The organism is Hyperthermus butylicus DSM 5456, assembly GCF_000015145.1.
Classification (GTDB): Archaea; Thermoproteota; Thermoprotei_A; order Sulfolobales; family Pyrodictiaceae; genus Hyperthermus; species Hyperthermus butylicus.
This window is the reverse complement of sequence record NC_008818.1, coordinates 152,896-167,268: the sequence shown is the minus strand read 5'-3', so window position 1 is coordinate 167,268 and position 14,373 is coordinate 152,896. Positions and strand designations below refer to the sequence as shown.

At 55.7% G+C, this 14,373-nt stretch carries 17 protein-coding genes and 1 pseudogene; 4 read left to right on the top strand and 14 right to left on the bottom strand.

Annotated features, from left to right (window positions below; all coding sequences use genetic code 11):
- Positions 1 to 17: 17 nt before the first annotated feature.
- Positions 18 to 1,226, bottom strand: a complete 1,209-nt coding sequence (locus HBUT_RS00950) for an NADH-quinone oxidoreductase subunit D (protein ID WP_011821374.1) — start codon at positions 1,224 to 1,226, stop codon at positions 18 to 20.
- A gap of 144 nt (positions 1,227 to 1,370) precedes the next feature.
- Between HBUT_RS00950 and HBUT_RS00945 the strand changes: the two genes are divergently transcribed.
- The gene (locus tag HBUT_RS00945) at positions 1,371 to 1,895 is read left to right on the top strand and encodes an NADH-quinone oxidoreductase subunit C (protein ID WP_011821373.1); all 525 of its coding nucleotides are present in this window, start codon (positions 1,371 to 1,373) and stop codon (positions 1,893 to 1,895) included.
- A 642-nt stretch (positions 1,896 to 2,537) separates the two neighbouring features.
- On the opposite strand, the pseudogene HBUT_RS00935 reads toward HBUT_RS00945, so the two are convergent.
- Positions 2,538 to 3,032 (bottom strand): annotated as a pseudogene (locus HBUT_RS00935) (NADH-quinone oxidoreductase subunit B); the annotation flags it as partial.
- A gap of 11 nt (positions 3,033 to 3,043) precedes the next feature.
- The gene (gene ndhC / locus HBUT_RS00930) at positions 3,044 to 3,418 is read right to left on the bottom strand and encodes an NADH-quinone oxidoreductase subunit A (protein WP_011821371.1); all 375 of its coding nucleotides are present in this window, start codon (positions 3,416 to 3,418) and stop codon (positions 3,044 to 3,046) included.
- Between the two features lie 187 nt (positions 3,419 to 3,605).
- Between ndhC and gcvH the strand changes: the two genes are divergently transcribed.
- Positions 3,606 to 4,025, top strand: a complete 420-nt coding sequence (gene gcvH, locus HBUT_RS00925) for a glycine cleavage system protein GcvH (protein ID WP_011821370.1) — start codon at positions 3,606 to 3,608, stop codon at positions 4,023 to 4,025.
- A 25-nt stretch (positions 4,026 to 4,050) separates the two neighbouring features.
- Here gcvH and HBUT_RS00920 read toward each other — a convergent pair whose 3' ends face one another.
- From HBUT_RS00920 to HBUT_RS08785, 3 genes are all read right to left on the bottom strand, one after another.
- Entirely contained in the window at positions 4,051 to 5,085 is a 1,035-nt protein-coding gene (locus HBUT_RS00920; RefSeq protein WP_011821369.1) for an NAD(P)/FAD-dependent oxidoreductase, read from the bottom strand.
- Between the two features lie 103 nt (positions 5,086 to 5,188).
- Complete coding sequence (locus tag HBUT_RS00915) at positions 5,189 to 5,896, bottom strand: 7-carboxy-7-deazaguanine synthase QueE (RefSeq protein ID WP_011821368.1); 708 nt, start codon at positions 5,894 to 5,896, stop codon at positions 5,189 to 5,191.
- Positions 5,826 to 6,206 carry a 6-pyruvoyl trahydropterin synthase family protein gene (locus HBUT_RS08785; RefSeq protein WP_011821367.1) on the bottom strand — a complete coding sequence of 127 codons (381 nt, stop codon included), beginning with the start codon at positions 6,204 to 6,206 and terminating at the stop codon, positions 5,826 to 5,828. Before HBUT_RS08785 ends, HBUT_RS00915 begins: the two co-directional genes overlap by 71 nt.
- Before the next feature lie 173 nt (positions 6,207 to 6,379).
- Between HBUT_RS08785 and HBUT_RS00905 the strand changes: the two genes are divergently transcribed.
- Positions 6,380 to 7,174, top strand: coding sequence for a radical SAM protein (locus tag HBUT_RS00905; protein ID WP_011821366.1), 795 nt, complete (start codon positions 6,380 to 6,382; stop codon positions 7,172 to 7,174).
- Here HBUT_RS00905 and HBUT_RS08780 read toward each other — a convergent pair.
- The 7 genes from HBUT_RS08780 to HBUT_RS00875 all read right to left on the bottom strand — a co-directional run bounded on the left by HBUT_RS08780 (position 7,138) and on the right by HBUT_RS00875 (position 12,986).
- On the bottom strand, positions 7,138 to 8,055 hold the full coding sequence (locus tag HBUT_RS08780; RefSeq protein WP_011821365.1) for a DNA glycosylase family protein: 918 nt from the start codon (positions 8,053 to 8,055) through the stop codon (positions 7,138 to 7,140). The two genes, HBUT_RS00905 and HBUT_RS08780, sit on opposite strands and share 37 nt — an antisense overlap.
- A 715-nt stretch (positions 8,056 to 8,770) precedes the next feature.
- On the bottom strand, positions 8,771 to 9,136 hold the full coding sequence (locus HBUT_RS00895; protein WP_011821364.1) for a roadblock/LC7 domain-containing protein: 366 nt from the start codon (positions 9,134 to 9,136) through the stop codon (positions 8,771 to 8,773).
- A 222-nt stretch (positions 9,137 to 9,358) separates the two neighbouring features.
- On the bottom strand, positions 9,359 to 10,036 hold the full coding sequence (locus HBUT_RS00890) for an ABC transporter ATP-binding protein (protein WP_011821363.1): 678 nt from the start codon (positions 10,034 to 10,036) through the stop codon (positions 9,359 to 9,361).
- A complete protein-coding gene (locus HBUT_RS09950) occupies positions 9,978 to 10,142 on the bottom strand; it encodes an ATP-binding cassette domain-containing protein (protein ID WP_011821362.1) in 165 nt (54 codons plus the stop codon). The genes HBUT_RS00890 and HBUT_RS09950 overlap by 59 nt, the downstream gene beginning before the upstream one ends.
- A 3-nt stretch (positions 10,143 to 10,145) precedes the next feature.
- Positions 10,146 to 11,114: an iron ABC transporter permease gene (locus HBUT_RS00885; protein ID WP_011821361.1), complete on the bottom strand. Its 969-nt coding sequence runs from the start codon at positions 11,112 to 11,114 to the stop codon at positions 10,146 to 10,148.
- A gap of 13 nt (positions 11,115 to 11,127) precedes the next feature.
- Positions 11,128 to 12,237, bottom strand: coding sequence for an ABC transporter substrate-binding protein (locus HBUT_RS00880; protein WP_011821360.1), 1,110 nt, complete (start codon positions 12,235 to 12,237; stop codon positions 11,128 to 11,130).
- 200 nt (positions 12,238 to 12,437) lie between these two features.
- Entirely contained in the window at positions 12,438 to 12,986 is a 549-nt protein-coding gene (locus tag HBUT_RS00875; RefSeq protein WP_048061358.1) for a hypothetical protein, read from the bottom strand.
- 100 nt (positions 12,987 to 13,086) lie between these two features.
- Here HBUT_RS00875 and HBUT_RS00870 point away from each other — a divergent pair, with 100 nt between their 5' ends.
- On the top strand, positions 13,087 to 13,617 hold the full coding sequence (locus HBUT_RS00870; protein WP_011821358.1) for an NUDIX hydrolase: 531 nt from the start codon (positions 13,087 to 13,089) through the stop codon (positions 13,615 to 13,617).
- On the opposite strand, the gene HBUT_RS00865 is transcribed toward HBUT_RS00870, so the two are convergent.
- Positions 13,614 to 14,267: a hypothetical protein gene (locus HBUT_RS00865; protein ID WP_011821357.1), complete on the bottom strand. Its 654-nt coding sequence runs from the start codon at positions 14,265 to 14,267 to the stop codon at positions 13,614 to 13,616. The genes HBUT_RS00870 and HBUT_RS00865 overlap by 4 nt on opposite strands.
- Between the last annotated feature and the right edge of the window lie 106 nt (positions 14,268 to 14,373).

The following is a 14,373-nucleotide window of genomic DNA, read 5'->3' as shown; positions in this document are numbered from 1 at the left end:
CTCACCTCTATTCCCTGCTACCTGTCCGACTCGGGTGGGAAGTAGTCGATGCTACCATATATTGCGGGTAGATCCATCAATGTATGGCCGACGGGGAGGGTCATGAAGAGTATGACATTACGGAAGCTCGGTGTTATAATGCGGACTCTGTAGGGCTTAAACTCACCCTTGCTCACAATGTAGTATGTTATCTCGCCGTGACCCATCTCGGCCCTTGTCAGTATCTCGCCGCGCGCTGGGCGTAGCCTCACATAGCCGCCAGGGAGCTTGACGCGGCCCTTTTCAAACCAGTGCTTCATGTTCGGTGGAACCATCTTGGCGAAGCGCTCGTGGAAGAACGGGCCCTCCGGGAGCCTCTTAAGCGCCTGCTCTATGAGGTCTAGGCTTACCTTTATCTCCTCTACGCGGACTAGTATCCTCTCAAGCGCGTCGCCAGCCTCGCCTACGACGGGTGTAAAGTCCAGCTCACTGTAGGCTGCGTAGCCTGTAAGCCTTGCATCATATACCACGCCGCTGGCACGGAGGTTTGGTCCCGTAACGCCTAGCTCTATCGCCTTGTGCTTTGGTAGGACACCAACGTTCTCCAGCCTTCCCCTCACAACTGGGTTCTTGACGAATATATCCTCGTACTCCTTTAGCCTTCGAAGCATATACCTCTTGGCCTTCTCAAACTCATCCCGAAAGACCTGGGGGAGGTCGCGCCGCACACCTCCAGGTATCGCATAGGTATGGGTTAGCCTTGCACCAGTGAGCAGTGTTGCGAGATGGATGAAGACCTCACGATCGCCAAATGCCCACATGAACATTGTTGAGTGGTTTAAGAATATGCCGCCGAGGCCGAGGCCATAGAGGTGGCTCGCGATACGGTTTACCTCACAGAGAATCGTGCGGAGGTACCTTGCACGCGGCGGAGGCTCTATTCCAAGGAGCTTCTCTACAGCCTCGACGAAGGGGAGAGTCACATTACATGAATCTATAATTGTCATCCTCTCTACAAGGCCTACAATACGAACCCATTCCCGGATCTCGGAGAGCTTCTCCATTGTGCGGTGCACGTAGCCTATGTCGGGATCAACACGCACGATCCGGTCGCCGTCAAGGTAGACTATAAGCCTCATATGACCAGAAGCCGGGTGCTGGGGGCCTATGTAGAGTTCCACGAGCCTGTACCCTTCACGGGTGCCAGCCTCCCTGGCGAGCATGCCTGGAAGCTCTAGCTGCGCCATGGCCCGCCCCCTTTGATCCAACATTAACCACTGTTATAGTTTAGCCCGGCCCTTAACCGGGCGAACCAACCCCGAATGGTTTACCGCCGGTTCTCAAAACACTTTAGCCGGCTAAATTTAAGTTTGCAACCGGGCTGGTGCGCTGTGTCCGTCCCGCTTGAGCAGCTAGCCCAGAAGCATGGTGCGAGGATTGAGAAGCGAACCAACTACCATGCCCTGGTAGTGGAGCCCGACAGGATAAGGGAGGTCGTGGCCGAACTCAAGAACACTGGTTACGACTACTTGTTATCAATCTCAGGTGTTGACGAGCCCGACGCTAAGAGGATAAGGATCGTCTACCACTTCGCCCGTAGCAGCAACCCCGGCGACGTGGTCGCTGTCGAGACGGTTGTACCCCGCGACGAGCCAGTGATAGATAGTATACACGATGTCTACCCGGCAGCGCTCCTCCATGAACGGGAGGAGCACGAGATGCTGGGTATAGTGTTCCGTGGCAACCCAGATTCCCGCCACCTGCTACTGCCGGAGGACTGGCCGGAGGGCGTCTACCCGCTCAGGAAGGACTTTAAGGTGGTAGAGGAGAGCCACATGTCAACAAAGCCGAGCAAGCCTGTATGGATACTCAAGCCGGAACTTAAGCCAAAGGATGAGGGAGAAGAGAAGGCCTAGGTCCAGTCTGCAGTGAAGAGGAGGCCATTACATAGCCTAGAAACTGCATGCGAAACCAGGATAACATCTATGGGTGCACCCCTGCTAGGGCTTACAGCTTTGCCAGAACAGGTTTTAACCAACACTGTCATCCGAGATTCCAAAAGGCCATTCTGGTGAAGCTCGAGGAGGGCGGGAAGCGGGCTTTGAGGGGATACTTCGTCTACCTAGACATCCCATATATTGAGGATGGAAGTGTAGAGCGGTAGCATAGACAAGACTGGAAGTGCTGCCCACAAGTATAGGCCGGATGGGTAAGTGGCTGGATGGGTTTACTCGGAGCTTCTTCTCGAAAGTTGGTTATGCCTCACTCCGATCCATTAGGAGAATTGGCTCGATGGGTAAGAGAATATGAGCTGTATGAGCTGCAGGCCTGGGGAACCATGTAAGATGCAGGTGTCCCTTTAACAAACGCTGTGGAGGCTTCCCTGACGTTCTCTGGAGCCCCGGCGATTGATTGTGATGCCTACCGGTTTATGCTCTTTCCGTGCGCTGGGTCCTGGCTAGCAGTTCAAGGTGCCTCCTTGCCTTCTCGTAGTGTGGAGCCATGAGCTCCTCTAGGAACTTCTTATCCTCAATGTCTCTTGGCTTCCACTCGCCCTTCCTCACTTTCTCCTGCAGCTTTATCAGCGCGTTAGCAACAGCTTCTGGCGTTGGAGGACAGCCAGGCACATAGTAGTCTACGGGGAGGATTTGGTTGACCCTCACAATATTGTAGCTATTGTAGAATATGCCGCCTGTTATAGCGCATGCCCCCATGGCTATGACGAACTTTGGCCATGGCATTTGCTCCCAGACCAGCCTTGCGGCTCTGGCCATTTTTCTTGTCAGGGTGCCCTCCACGAGCAGTACGTTGGTGTTCCTGGGATGTGTGAATGGTAGACTTCCAAGCCTCTCGCTGTCATACTTCGGGTCGTAGACTGCTGCGAACTCTGCGCCGCAGCAGCTAGTGGTGAGGTGTACGGGCCAGAGGCTGAAGCTTATACCCCAGTCCAGCAGGGACTTGATAGGCTTCCTCTCGAGCAACCACTTCATAGCCTTCGCGGCAGCCTCCTCCAAGCGGCCAACGAGCATGAAACCCTTACGCGGACACGCCATCTCCACGGAGGCTACACCTCCAGCTCCCAGTACTCCCTCTTCTCAGCATAGCGGACAGCGTACCGGAGTGGAGGAATGATAGAAGCTATAATCGCAAGGCTTAGGGCAAGCAGCTCCCAGGTAGAGGCGCCACTGTAGACAGCAAAGACGTAGAGGATTATGAATATAGGCTCAAGCGCTACAAGGAGCACGACGTAGCCAAAGTAGTGATAGAGCACCCTTGCCCATGCCAGCCCCTTGGGCGGGTTGCCAGACTCGTAGCGGAACCTTGCAAAGTATCTGTCGGGTCCACGGGTGACTATCTCGAACACCCTATAGACGAAGTACATGACGACAGGCAGCACAATACCCGTTAGCAACAGTGCCGTGAATGCTGCATAGTCCAAAAGTCCCCGCCCTCCACCCGGGGAAACCCTCAAGAGATAGGGCTAGTTAAAAGTTTAAGCAACCCGATACCCGGGTAGGAGGGAACACTAAACCGTAATGCACCATCCACAGTTCTGTTAGCCTTAAGAGCCCTTAGCCTTAGCATTCTGTAGACCTGGTGCTTGCTGCTCCCTGGGTGCATAAGCATTGGCTGGAGAGATACGTGTCGGAGACTACCTCGTCCTAACCGATAGGAGGTACACAAAGTCCGACGAGTGGATCAAGGAGGAGGACGGTGTCGTCACCGTTGGGATAACGGATTACGCGCAGAAGAAGCTACGGGACATCGTTGGCGTAGACCTGCCCGAGAAGGGTAGGAGGGTGCAGGCGGGGGAGGCCGTGGCGAGCATAGAGTCGGTTAAGGCCGCCGCAGACGTCTATGCGCCGGTCAGCGGGGAGGTGGTGGAGGTTAACGAGAGGCTCTACGATGAGCCGGAGCTGCTGAACAGGGACCCCTATGGGGAGGGCTGGATGTTCAAGATAAAGATTGAGGATCGCTCCGAGCTGGAGAAGCTGCTTAGCCCCGAGGAGTACGCCGAGAAGATCAGGAAGGAGGAGGGTCTCTAGCCCTCCCTCTTCTTCAGCCCAAGTCTCATCTGCGTTTTTGGCTTAACCCTACCAGTCTTCTTCCAGTCACCCTTATCGTGACGTTACGGCCACGCCTTTTCTGCAGGTAGTTGAACGCTGCTAGTGCCGCCTTGGCAGCGTCGCCAGCGGAGATAATGGCCTGCTTGAACGGTACATCGGTAACGTCGCCCGCCGCAAATAGCCCTGGCGTCCTCGTCTCGCCGAGCTTGCCAGTTATTATCTCGCCGTTCTCATTGAGGTCTACTAGGTGCTTTACAAACTCTGTCCTAGCCTCGTAGCCGAGCTCGACAAATATCCCCTCGACATCCAGGGTTTTCTCCTCGCCAGTCTTCTTGTTGCGTACCACTAAGCCGGTAACCCTCTTCCCATCACCTAGCACTTTTACCGGCTCATGCTCCTCAAGGATCTCCACGTTGGGTGCAGACTTTATCCTAGCGATTAGGTCTGGCTCTCCAAAGAGCTTGGTTGGAGTCACGTAGTAGACCTTGGGGCAGAGCCCTGCTAAGAGCGCAACCGCCTCAAGACCCTGATCCCCTATGCCCACGACAGCTGTGTTCCTGCCGCGGAATAGTGGACCGTCGCAGATGGTGCAGTAGCTTACGCCACGACCATCGTACTCATCCTCGCCGGGTATGTTCATCCTCTTCGGGGTCTTGCCAAAAGCTAGTATGACCACTTCCGCCTGGTACCTCCTACCCCGGTTGCTCTCAAGGAGGAACGTGCCGTCCTCGAGCTTGTCAATCCTGACTATCTGCTCACCATACCTAAACTTTGCACCAAAGGTCCTAGCTTGCTTTTCAACCCTCATTGCCAGCTCTGGTCCCTTAACAGCCTCTATCCCCGGGTAGTTCTCGATAATAGTTGCCTGCATAAGCTGGCCACCGAGATCGCGGCTCACAACCAGCACGTCAACACCCTGCCTTGCAAGGTAGAGCGCCGCCGTCAGCCCCGCCATGCCGGCACCGACTATTATAACATCGTGCCTCTCAACCTCACCCTCAACGGACCGTCCTACCGTCTGCCCAGTCTGCTCGGCCAAGCCCTACACCCCGGAGCTAGGAGCCTCTATAACGTCCGGTAAAGACGGTTAGGCTGTACCCTCGCTCGGTATATACGTTGTGTAGGCAACCTAGTAGGAGAGGCTAGGGTAGCTGTACGAGGAGGTGTAGCCTCGGGCTAAAGTTTAGCCTCCACTTTACCGCCAAGCTTGCTATCCTACTGTGCAGCTCTAGCAGCTCCTTCATGTCCAGCTTCTCGGGCGTTAGCGGCATTATGTAGACGCGGCTCCTAGGAATACCTAGCTTCGCCACGTACTCTGCTACCTCTCGCACATGCTGTTCGTTAGCCACTAGGAACTTGAACCACGCCCTCCCGGTCGCTCTCGCGTAGTCCACCCAGCTGGGATGGAGCTTTGCTCCAGGCACGCGTACCGGTACATCCTTTGGCGAAACAACATGGTACACTCTCCAGAGCTGCTCATCCCTAGCTGGCGCCGGGAGAATACCATTGGTCTCCAGCTGGACGCGGAGCCCCAGGCTCTCCAGCCCCTCTACGAGGCTGTTGAGTGGGTGTCTCTGGAGCAGGGGCTCCCCACCAGTTATCACTACTAGGCTCGGCTCGTACCTAGCTATCTCCTCTACCAGCTCCTCCACCCCTAGTGGCTTTCCGGCTTCGAGGCTCCAGGCGTACCTCGTGTCGCAGAAGGGGCAGCGGAGGTTGCACCCTGCGAGCCGTACGAAGACGCTGTACGTGCCAGTGAAGGGGCCCTCTCCCTGAATACTAGCGAAAACCTCCACGACGCGGAGGACGGTATTCAATGCAGAGGTTTTCCGTCTCGCAGACCTCGACATACTCTACCCTCCCAGGGAAAGCCTGCTCCAACATATCGGCTATGAGTACTGCGAGTTCCTCGCTAGTGACAACAAGCTTCTCATCTTTATCTGGGGCTGCGAGCACTTTGTTGAGGTACTGATGGTCGAAGCGCTGGAACACATTCCTCTCCAGCCACTCCTCTAGAGCGTCAAGGTCCACCTGGAGGGGCCTCTCCTCCCTCACCACTATGCAGACACGGTAGTTGTGGCCGTGTATCTTCCCGCAACGCGGGTGCCCCTCAATGCGGTGAGCCGCGCTGAACATTGTACAAGCCTTCACGAGGAACATGACGCCAGGTCGCCCCCCCGAGCCGGGTCTATGACGCATAGGGGCTCTCACCCATACATAGCTTGCCTTCCCAGGTCCTCGGTAGGGGTGGTAGATGTATACAGTAGAGCAGGGTACTCAGCACAGTTTGGCGGCTCGCATCAGCCTGGTATTGCGGCGGGGAAGCCGTGGATATGCTGTCTAGAGGGTATGACCCGGTTAGGCTCGCCGAGCTTGTTGCCGAGAGGGTTGCCCCGTGGAGTGGTGGGATGAGGCTCCGACGCTACTACCGGTTTCGCCGGGATCGCTGGTACGGCGGCATTGTGACGGGGGATGTTGTTGGCTGTAACCTGCGCTGCAGGTTTTGCTGGGCCTGGCGCTTCACCTGGACAGGCTATGGCCGCGGCGTGTTGTTATCGCCGGATGAGGCTGCAGAGAGGCTGATGAGGCTTGCGAGGAGGACGCGAGTTCGCCAGGTCCGGCTGTCGGGTGGCGAGCCCACAGTAGGCTGGGAGCACTTGTTGGAGGTCATGGAGGCTGTTACGGGGGAGGGACTGCACTTCGTCCTGGAGACCAATGGGATACTAATCGGGGCCTATGAGGAGCTTGCCCGGAGGCTGGCAAGCTTTCACGGTGCAGGCGTGGAGGTTAGAGTTTCGATTAAGGGTACTAGTGAGGAGGAATTCTACATGCTCACGGGAGCTAGGCCGGAGGCATGGAGGCTACAGCTCCGGGCGCTGAAGCTCCTAGTAGACTATGGGCTTGAACCCGGCGAGGAGGTGTACCCCGCCGTCATGCTGAGCTTTACCGACGAGAGGGGCGTTACGAGGATTAAGCGCTTGCTCTACGCGATACATCCCAGGCTGGCTGAGAACATCGATCCAGAGTACGTGATACTATACCCCCACGTCGTCGAGCTAATGAGGAGAACTGGGCTTCGACCCCGAAAGGCCTACCGCCCTGATGAGGTGCCACCAGAACTCGTATAGTGCTTGGCCAACACCTCCTCAAGCCTAGCCCTCCACCCTCCTCGGCCTCCTAGGCTGTCATGCACGTATGCCAGGGTCTGCACAAGCCCAGCACCATCACCAAACTCCCGAACAATCCTGCCCGTGAGACAGCTAGCCGCGTAGGTGCACTCCATGCAGCTGGCTGTGCGTAGGCACCGGTTCTTCAGCGGAGGATGGAGCCTCCAGCCCAACACCATCTCCGTAAACCTCGCTAGGTGCACGTCTCCCGGCGCGACGCGGCTGCTACAACCAGTGAAGAGGAGGATAGCATCCGCCGTCTTCGGGCCTACCCCCGGTATCCCTAGTAGCCTCTGCCTTAGCCTCCACGGGCTAGTACAGCCCTCCTGGAGTGTTTCCGCTAGCTCGTGGAGTATTGCTGCGAGGAGTCGTGGCTGGGGGCTCGGCAGCCTCGCCGCCCTCTCCGCAGCCTCGTAGAGGGATTTAGTATGCTTGAAGATGATGTACATCCACCTCCTAACATTCCGCGCATAACTTGTCCTACGCGAGAGCACAACAGCCGAAGCCACAAGAAGCTCGTCGCCTGGACCCGCCGCCGACACCGAGAGCCCGCGGTAAGCCATGAGGAGCTGCCGAAGAGGTTCCGAGTACTTTGAAGCAGCTATACCCCGTAGGCAGCGCTCCATACACCACAGCCCAGAGAGCTTCTCGACGAGCTCAATACTACATCCATCACCCTCGCAGCACACTCTGCCAGACTCGATGAAGACTATGTGACTTGCACCAATTACACGGCGCCATCGTTGAGCAGCAATACGCACATAGAGCGAAGAGACAAAGCTAGGATACATTGAGAGATCAAGGTCAAACTGATAGCCGAGTGGTAGGCATAGACGGGGCAAGAGCCGCCCAAAGCCCTCCTCAGAGCTACCCTGCAACACTCAACCTCAGACACGGTAAAAGAAGGTAAAGGTACGGGTTTCACAATACATCTCCAACAACTGTCTTGCAGTTCTTGCCTCCTCCGACAGCCCAGACGGCATGGATTCCCTTCCCACGCTGCTTCTCTACTTCCTCTCCCCATAGCTACAGCCATGGCACCTAGAGCCCTAAGAACACCCACGACGATATCGATGAAGGAGGCTAGCTGTGTTTCACTCACGTTGAACGAGCACTCCTTTGCTGCGAGTTCAAACCTTTCATCCGAAACCCTCCTCAATAAAAGGGGCCTATAGTATCATTGCCTTGCAGTTTGTCAGCGCGGTGCAAGCACTGTGACAGCCATAGCGCACCTCAAGGATCCCAAGTGTATCATCCCTCGACGCCTCTACGCTACCCCTAGTAGCCTCTGAAAATACGATACGTCTTAACAGAATTCTCATCTATGTATGTCAACGTACCAAACTCTATGCCTAGCTCCTCAGGTATGCTGACCAATACGTTGCCAACAGCCTTTACCAGTATCCTGGTTGACGCTACCTGGTAGCCAGCTATAATCGCGGTTATGAGTCATGTCCACAGGAATATGCTTGTATGTGTGCTAGAAGTCTTGTAGACATGCCCGCCAGTAGCCCTGATTTCGGGGAATTTGTGGTCTGTGGAAAAGAGGTAGCATAATTATGTACGTGCAGCCATTCGGATTGACTCTGCTTGACGGCGTAGCTCGTAGCGTAGCCTGCCGAGTATTGCGCGGCCACGGTCTGCTAGGAGTGCTAGGATGTATTCGCCAGCATCAACTATTAGCACGTAGTGGTTACTGTACTCCATGGTCACTATTTCTGGCTCGCCAATGTGTAGTTCTGCACCGGGCTGTATTACCGAACCATAGGCTGTTGTTATCATTGCTGCCAACACATCATCGTCGATGTTGAGGACACTCGATGTAGCTTTGTCTATTACAAAGCCATCCTTGCTTATAATGAATACGCCTACTACACCCGGCACGTTTATAAGTGAGGATAGGATTTGTGGCAGCATTGACATGACTATGCTACACCCTCTTACTTTAGACCCAAGCACTCTATACAGCAGTGACTTCCACTGCCAAGATTCTTGTACAATTAAACATACTTAAAAATCTTTCACATTGTAGACACCCACAAAGTCGTTTCGACTGCTTGTATATATTACCATGTCTTTCGGAAAATCACGGGTAAGAAGGTTTCTAAAAACCTTTGCTTTTCTACAATACCTGTTTCTTACTGCTTAAAGTGGCTCAAGTGGTATGGGGACTGTTCTTCCATCCACTTCTGCTACTGCTATCTTAACCGAGAAGACTGCCTCGAGAAGCTCGCTGGATAGTACTTTTCCCGCTGTGCCCTGCGCTACGACCACGCCCTTATCTATGACTACTACGTGGTCTGCATAGAGTGCCGCAAGAAGCATGTCGTGGGTTGATGCCACGACTATCCGGCCCTTCTCTGCTTCTAGGCGGAGCACTCTGTAGGCTAGTAGCCGGGCCCTCATGTCTAGTAGGCTTGTTGGCTCGTCGGCGAGTAGCACTATGGGCCTCCTGGCGAGGCCGTGGGCTATAATGCTGCGTTTTTGCTCGCCACTGCTTAGGGTTGCTAGTCTCCGTTGTGCTAGGTGTTCAGCTTCTAGCTTTCCTAGATGGGTTATTGCTTCCTGGAGGTCGTAGCTGGTTAGGCCTATTTTGAGGCTGTGACCGTAGGGGTAGAGGCTCGCAGCCACGTATTCTGCCACTGTTTGGCCTAGGCCTGGCGCCTCGAGGGCGACCGGAGTGTAGGCGATTAGTCTTGCCCGGGTACGAGGGTTCATCGCATGTACCGGCTTGCCATCGAGTTTTACCACTCCCCGGGTTGGCTTAATTATCCCGGCTAGTGTCCTTGAGGAGTGTTGTCTTGCCAGCACCGTTTGGGCCAAGGATTACCGTGAGCTTACCTGACTCGAGCTTCAGGTTTATGTCCCGGAGTACTATTCTACCGTTGAACTCTACTGTGACGTTCTCAGCCTCTAGGACGTGCTGCATGTCTCACCATCCCTGTCCCGCCTTTCTCGCTACGAGGAAGGCAAGGAATAATCCGCCAACAGTGCTTGTGAGGAGGCCTGCTGGGATCTCGCCGAGCCTTATGGTTGTTGCTGCTAGCCTTCCTGCTATGTCTGCTGCTAGTGCTATCTCTGCACCTATCAGCGCCGAGGCTGGCGCCGATCTTGAGGGATGGCTTCCAGCAATGCTCCTGGCTATGTTGGCTGCTACGAGGTCGGCGAAGCCTATGAGCCCGGCGGCGTAGACCGTGGCTGCTGTAGCTGCTACCGCGGCTGCTGTAGCTGCGAGCCTTATCTTGGCTGGGCTGTAGCCTAGGCTTAGTGCTGTCTCGTCGCCGTATGAGAGAGCGTCGAGAGGGTTTGCCAGGATTAGCGCTGTAGCCGCTGCTACTAGCGCAGCTACAGCTGCTACTAACACTTTCTCCTCGACCGCATAGGCAAAACTTCCCATTAGCAACAGCGCTGATGCCACATGGTACCGTGCATTGATGTATATTACGAGCATACTGGCTATGCCAGCGAGGCTGCTCGAGACCGCTATACCGGCGAGCACCATGGAGACTCTCGTGAGCCCCGCCCTCGAAGCTATAGCTAGCGTCAACGCATACGCAGCTAGCCCACCCATTACAGCCGCTGCCAACGGTGCAGCTGGCGGGGGAGACCCACGATACACGATGTAGGCCGCCGAGGCTGCAGCAAGGGCGCCAGCTGAGACTCCAAGTATGCTCGGGCTCGCCAGGGGGTTGGCCACGCTGTACTGGACTAGTGTCCCGGAGAGACCCAGGGCAGTGCCGACACCTACTGCTAGAAGGGTGCGCATGAGCCGGAGCCTTGCTATGAGCTGGCTTCCCGGATCCAGAGGGTTTACCAGCCCCGCGGGCCCCACCGCAAGGCTCGCGAGGATAAGGAGTGGGAAGAGCAGCAAGGTTATCGTGAGTGGTAAAAAACTCGCCAAGGACGTGGCCACCTCAGCCCCCAGCGCCTATGCAAGTTATGTAGCCTGCCAGCTTGCTCGGGGGTTCCACAGCGTCTGGATGTAGTATCGATGCTAGCAGCTCCACTGCATCGGCAATCCTTACCGAGGGCCTGCTAAGGACGTCAACAGCCTCACCCGTCACTATGCAGACGTGACCCTCACTATACGCCTTGGTCTTGCTTAGCAGCGTGGACTTTATGAGGCTTATGGTATCGTTTGCAGTGCCCATACTTGTTACCACTATGTAGTCGGGATCGCGGACCACAATATCCTCGTAGCTAATCATCGGCCAGCCATAGTAGTCTCCGAATACGTTTACGCCGCCTGCAAGCTGTATAAGGTTGTCCTGGAAGTTACCGCCTCCAGCCACGTAGACACCGTTGGAATCCATGTAGACGACAAGGGCTACCGTGGGGCTTGTCTCGTTGGCTACGGCTGTTGCTACACTCTGTAGCCTAGCCTGTATCTCCTCGATAATCTCGCTGGCCTTTGCCGTTTCGTTTAGCATGACGCCAAGAGTCGATATGTCCCAGTAAATGTCCCCGATATTCCTCGACCTGTCGCAGCGCAGGAAGAATACCTTGATGTCGGCATCCTCAAGCTGACCTACCATAGCCTCCTGGGCCGGTACGCCGCTACATGCGAGCACCATGTCTGGATTAGCTGATAATACTAGCTCGCTTGATGGCTGCCAGAAGCTGCCGACACTAACCAGCTTCACAGCCTCAGCTCCAAGTTCCCTCTCGACTATAGACATTGAAATATTGTCCACTGCAACTAGCCTATCACACGCGCCGAGGGCGCAGACGACCTCTGTTATCGAGGGTGCTAGGCTCGCAATCCTCTCCGGCGGCCTGGCTAGTGTCACCTCCCTCCCGAGAGCATCTACGAGGACCACAACCCTACTCCTCAAAGCCTCCTCAACAACCTGGGGCTCCCCCTGCATACCAGCTTGTGGCTCTTGCCCAGCTGGCTGTGTCACTGGCTGCTCTTGGGCCGGCGCCATCCCATTCTTGCCGCCAACCGTGTAGCCTATCGCTATACCGGCTACCAGCGCCGCCACCACAAGGAGGATAATCAGTGCAACAGACCTATACGCCACAATAGGCCACCAATATGGGTTGGACCTGGGGGCCAGGCTAAAAGCACTGATGCAACACTGTAGGTATTAGACCCCGAAACTAGGCTAGGCACGGCTGGGGCGTGAGGAGATGTAGCAAAGCTGAGGCCCGCAGCTAGCCCGGGGGCTGCGGGCCGCCTGTGTGAGGAGTGGGGCTGCTGGCCGACCCCACCCCTCAAACACTAGGCTTTGCAGCGGCGTATCGCGTCTAGACAAGCCTGACGGTAGCCCTCGTCGCGGCTTGCAAGCTCGCTATAAATTCTCTTCATCGTGCCCTCCCTTGCCGGCAGTATAAGGTCTCCCTGCCTCTCGAAGACGGCATAGCCGAGAACATTTAGCGGCTCCAGGTTCCGAAGCATCTTGGCCAGGTTCCTCGCCTGGGCCTCCTCTGGAACCTCCACGAGCTTCATAGCCGCCTTTAGCTCTTGGTAGATTATCATGGCTGGCATGAGTAGTGTTAGGAGCCTCTTGCCCGGCCCTATCCGTGGCAGCTTGGGCCTGGGAGTCCTTATCTCAGACACCTCCTCTATGTCTCGCAACTGTTCCTCAAAGGTAACGTTTACAGGGAGCTTACAGCCTGTAGCATCTCTCTCGTCTAGCAGGTTTTCCGCTGGATGGACGAGTAGTACTACACGGTACCGCTCACTCAGCTGACCCCAAAAATACGCGTCAAGTCCAACAATACGGTCTCCAAGCCGGGCCAAGTGGAATGGAACCAGTATCCTCACCACAGACACCACACCCTTCCACACTCCCCAATCCGGAAGCAGGGTATCCCCACCCTAGTTAATTACCGCCCTTACAGCTTGTGTACAAGCGTGGTGCTTCACTGTGGCAGCTGAAAGACGTGTTGAAGAGCTTTGCCGGGGGCGTAGACTCGTTCTCGCCCGGATATACGACGTCGTGAAAGGCAGTGTTAAGGCCTTCGACGCACTGCTCCACCCTGGCGCGGTAGCTGTAGTAGCTGAGGAGAATGGAAGGATACTGCTCGAGAAGCAGTACCGGCCTGTTGTTGGCGAGTGGCTCTACGAGATACCCGCTGGCACCCTTGAACCTGGGGAGGAGCCCGAGGAGACGGCTAGGAGAGAGCTTGTAGAGGAGACTGGCTACGAGCCCGGCTGGCTAAAGAGGCTTGTAGAGTTCTATACGAGTCCAGGTGTCTCAACAGAGAAGCTCGTAGTATTTGCTGCAGGGGATCTCCGGTGGAGGGGGCAGAAACTCGAGGAGGACGAGCTCATAGAGGTTGAGTGGGTGAAACTCGAGGAAGCTCTTGAAATGATACGTGGTGGCGTCATAAGGGATGCCAAGTCGATTATAGGGATACTGTACTACCATGCAGGCCGGGTTATGGGCTGGCTTTAGCGGTTTAAACCCCTGAGCACCCAGCCACGGCCAGCTGCGTAATAGACCATACCCTCGTCTCTCAGTATGCGGAATAGCACTCTATACTTTCCAAGCTTCATTTCAGCCTCATACTCATCGCTAGTCTTAAGCTTTGAAAGCTCCTCCGAGAACTCCTGAAGCGTTTTGCTACTAGCGATGAGCACATCCCCGCCAACACTCTCTACTATAAGGCCTTTAGATCTCAGAACCCCGGGGTCAAAGCCGCTGCGAACTTCTGCCGGAAGCTCATGTAGAAATACGTAGCCTCTATCCTCGATCCGTTCAAGGATGAGCTTGACCCAGCGAGGCTCGTTTCCACCGCGCTGCTGCCGAGCCTGCTTGAGTACAGCTGATACCGCAGAGGCTAGTGCTTGGGCTAGCTCCTCTATATTCCTCCGCGTCAGCAGCCCCGTCGACCTTAGCTCCTCTAGTGTCCTCTCCAGCTTGTCAAGCCTGCGTTCTATAGCTTCGAGCCTCTCCAAGACCTCGTCTAGCCTAGCGCCATTGCAGCTACTGGCAGCCACGGCTTCCTCTACGAGTCTCCGAATTAGCGCCTCTACGTCCACGTGTCTCTCACGTACAGCTGTTCCCAGCTGGCGCAGATAGTCATCGAGTCTCCTGGTAACCAATCCCCCTGGCCCTCCCTATCCCTGTATGATGCTGGGTGTGCTAGCAGCTACACACTCCTAGAGCTAGAAGCAGCTCTATGCCCCTAGATATAGGTTGGAGGAGGGG

Excerpts from the sequence above, each read along its gene's own strand:
- HBUT_RS00915 (WP_011821368.1), bottom strand. The coding sequence starts at position 5,896 with ATGTCGAGGTCTGCGAGACGGAAAACCTCTGCATTGAATACCGTCCTC.
- HBUT_RS09950 (WP_011821362.1), bottom strand. The coding sequence starts at position 10,142 with ATGCAGCACGTCCTAGAGGCTGAGAACGTCACAGTAGAGTTCAACGGT.
- HBUT_RS00905 (WP_011821366.1), top strand. The coding sequence starts at position 6,380 with ATGCTGTCTAGAGGGTATGACCCGGTTAGGCTCGCCGAGCTTGTTGCC.
- HBUT_RS00950 (WP_011821374.1), bottom strand. The coding sequence starts at position 1,226 with ATGGCGCAGCTAGAGCTTCCAGGCATGCTCGCCAGGGAGGCTGGCACC.
- HBUT_RS08785 (WP_011821367.1), bottom strand. The coding sequence starts at position 6,206 with ATGTTCCTCGTGAAGGCTTGTACAATGTTCAGCGCGGCTCACCGCATT.
- HBUT_RS00895 (WP_011821364.1), bottom strand. The coding sequence starts at position 9,136 with ATGTCAATGCTGCCACAAATCCTATCCTCACTTATAAACGTGCCGGGT.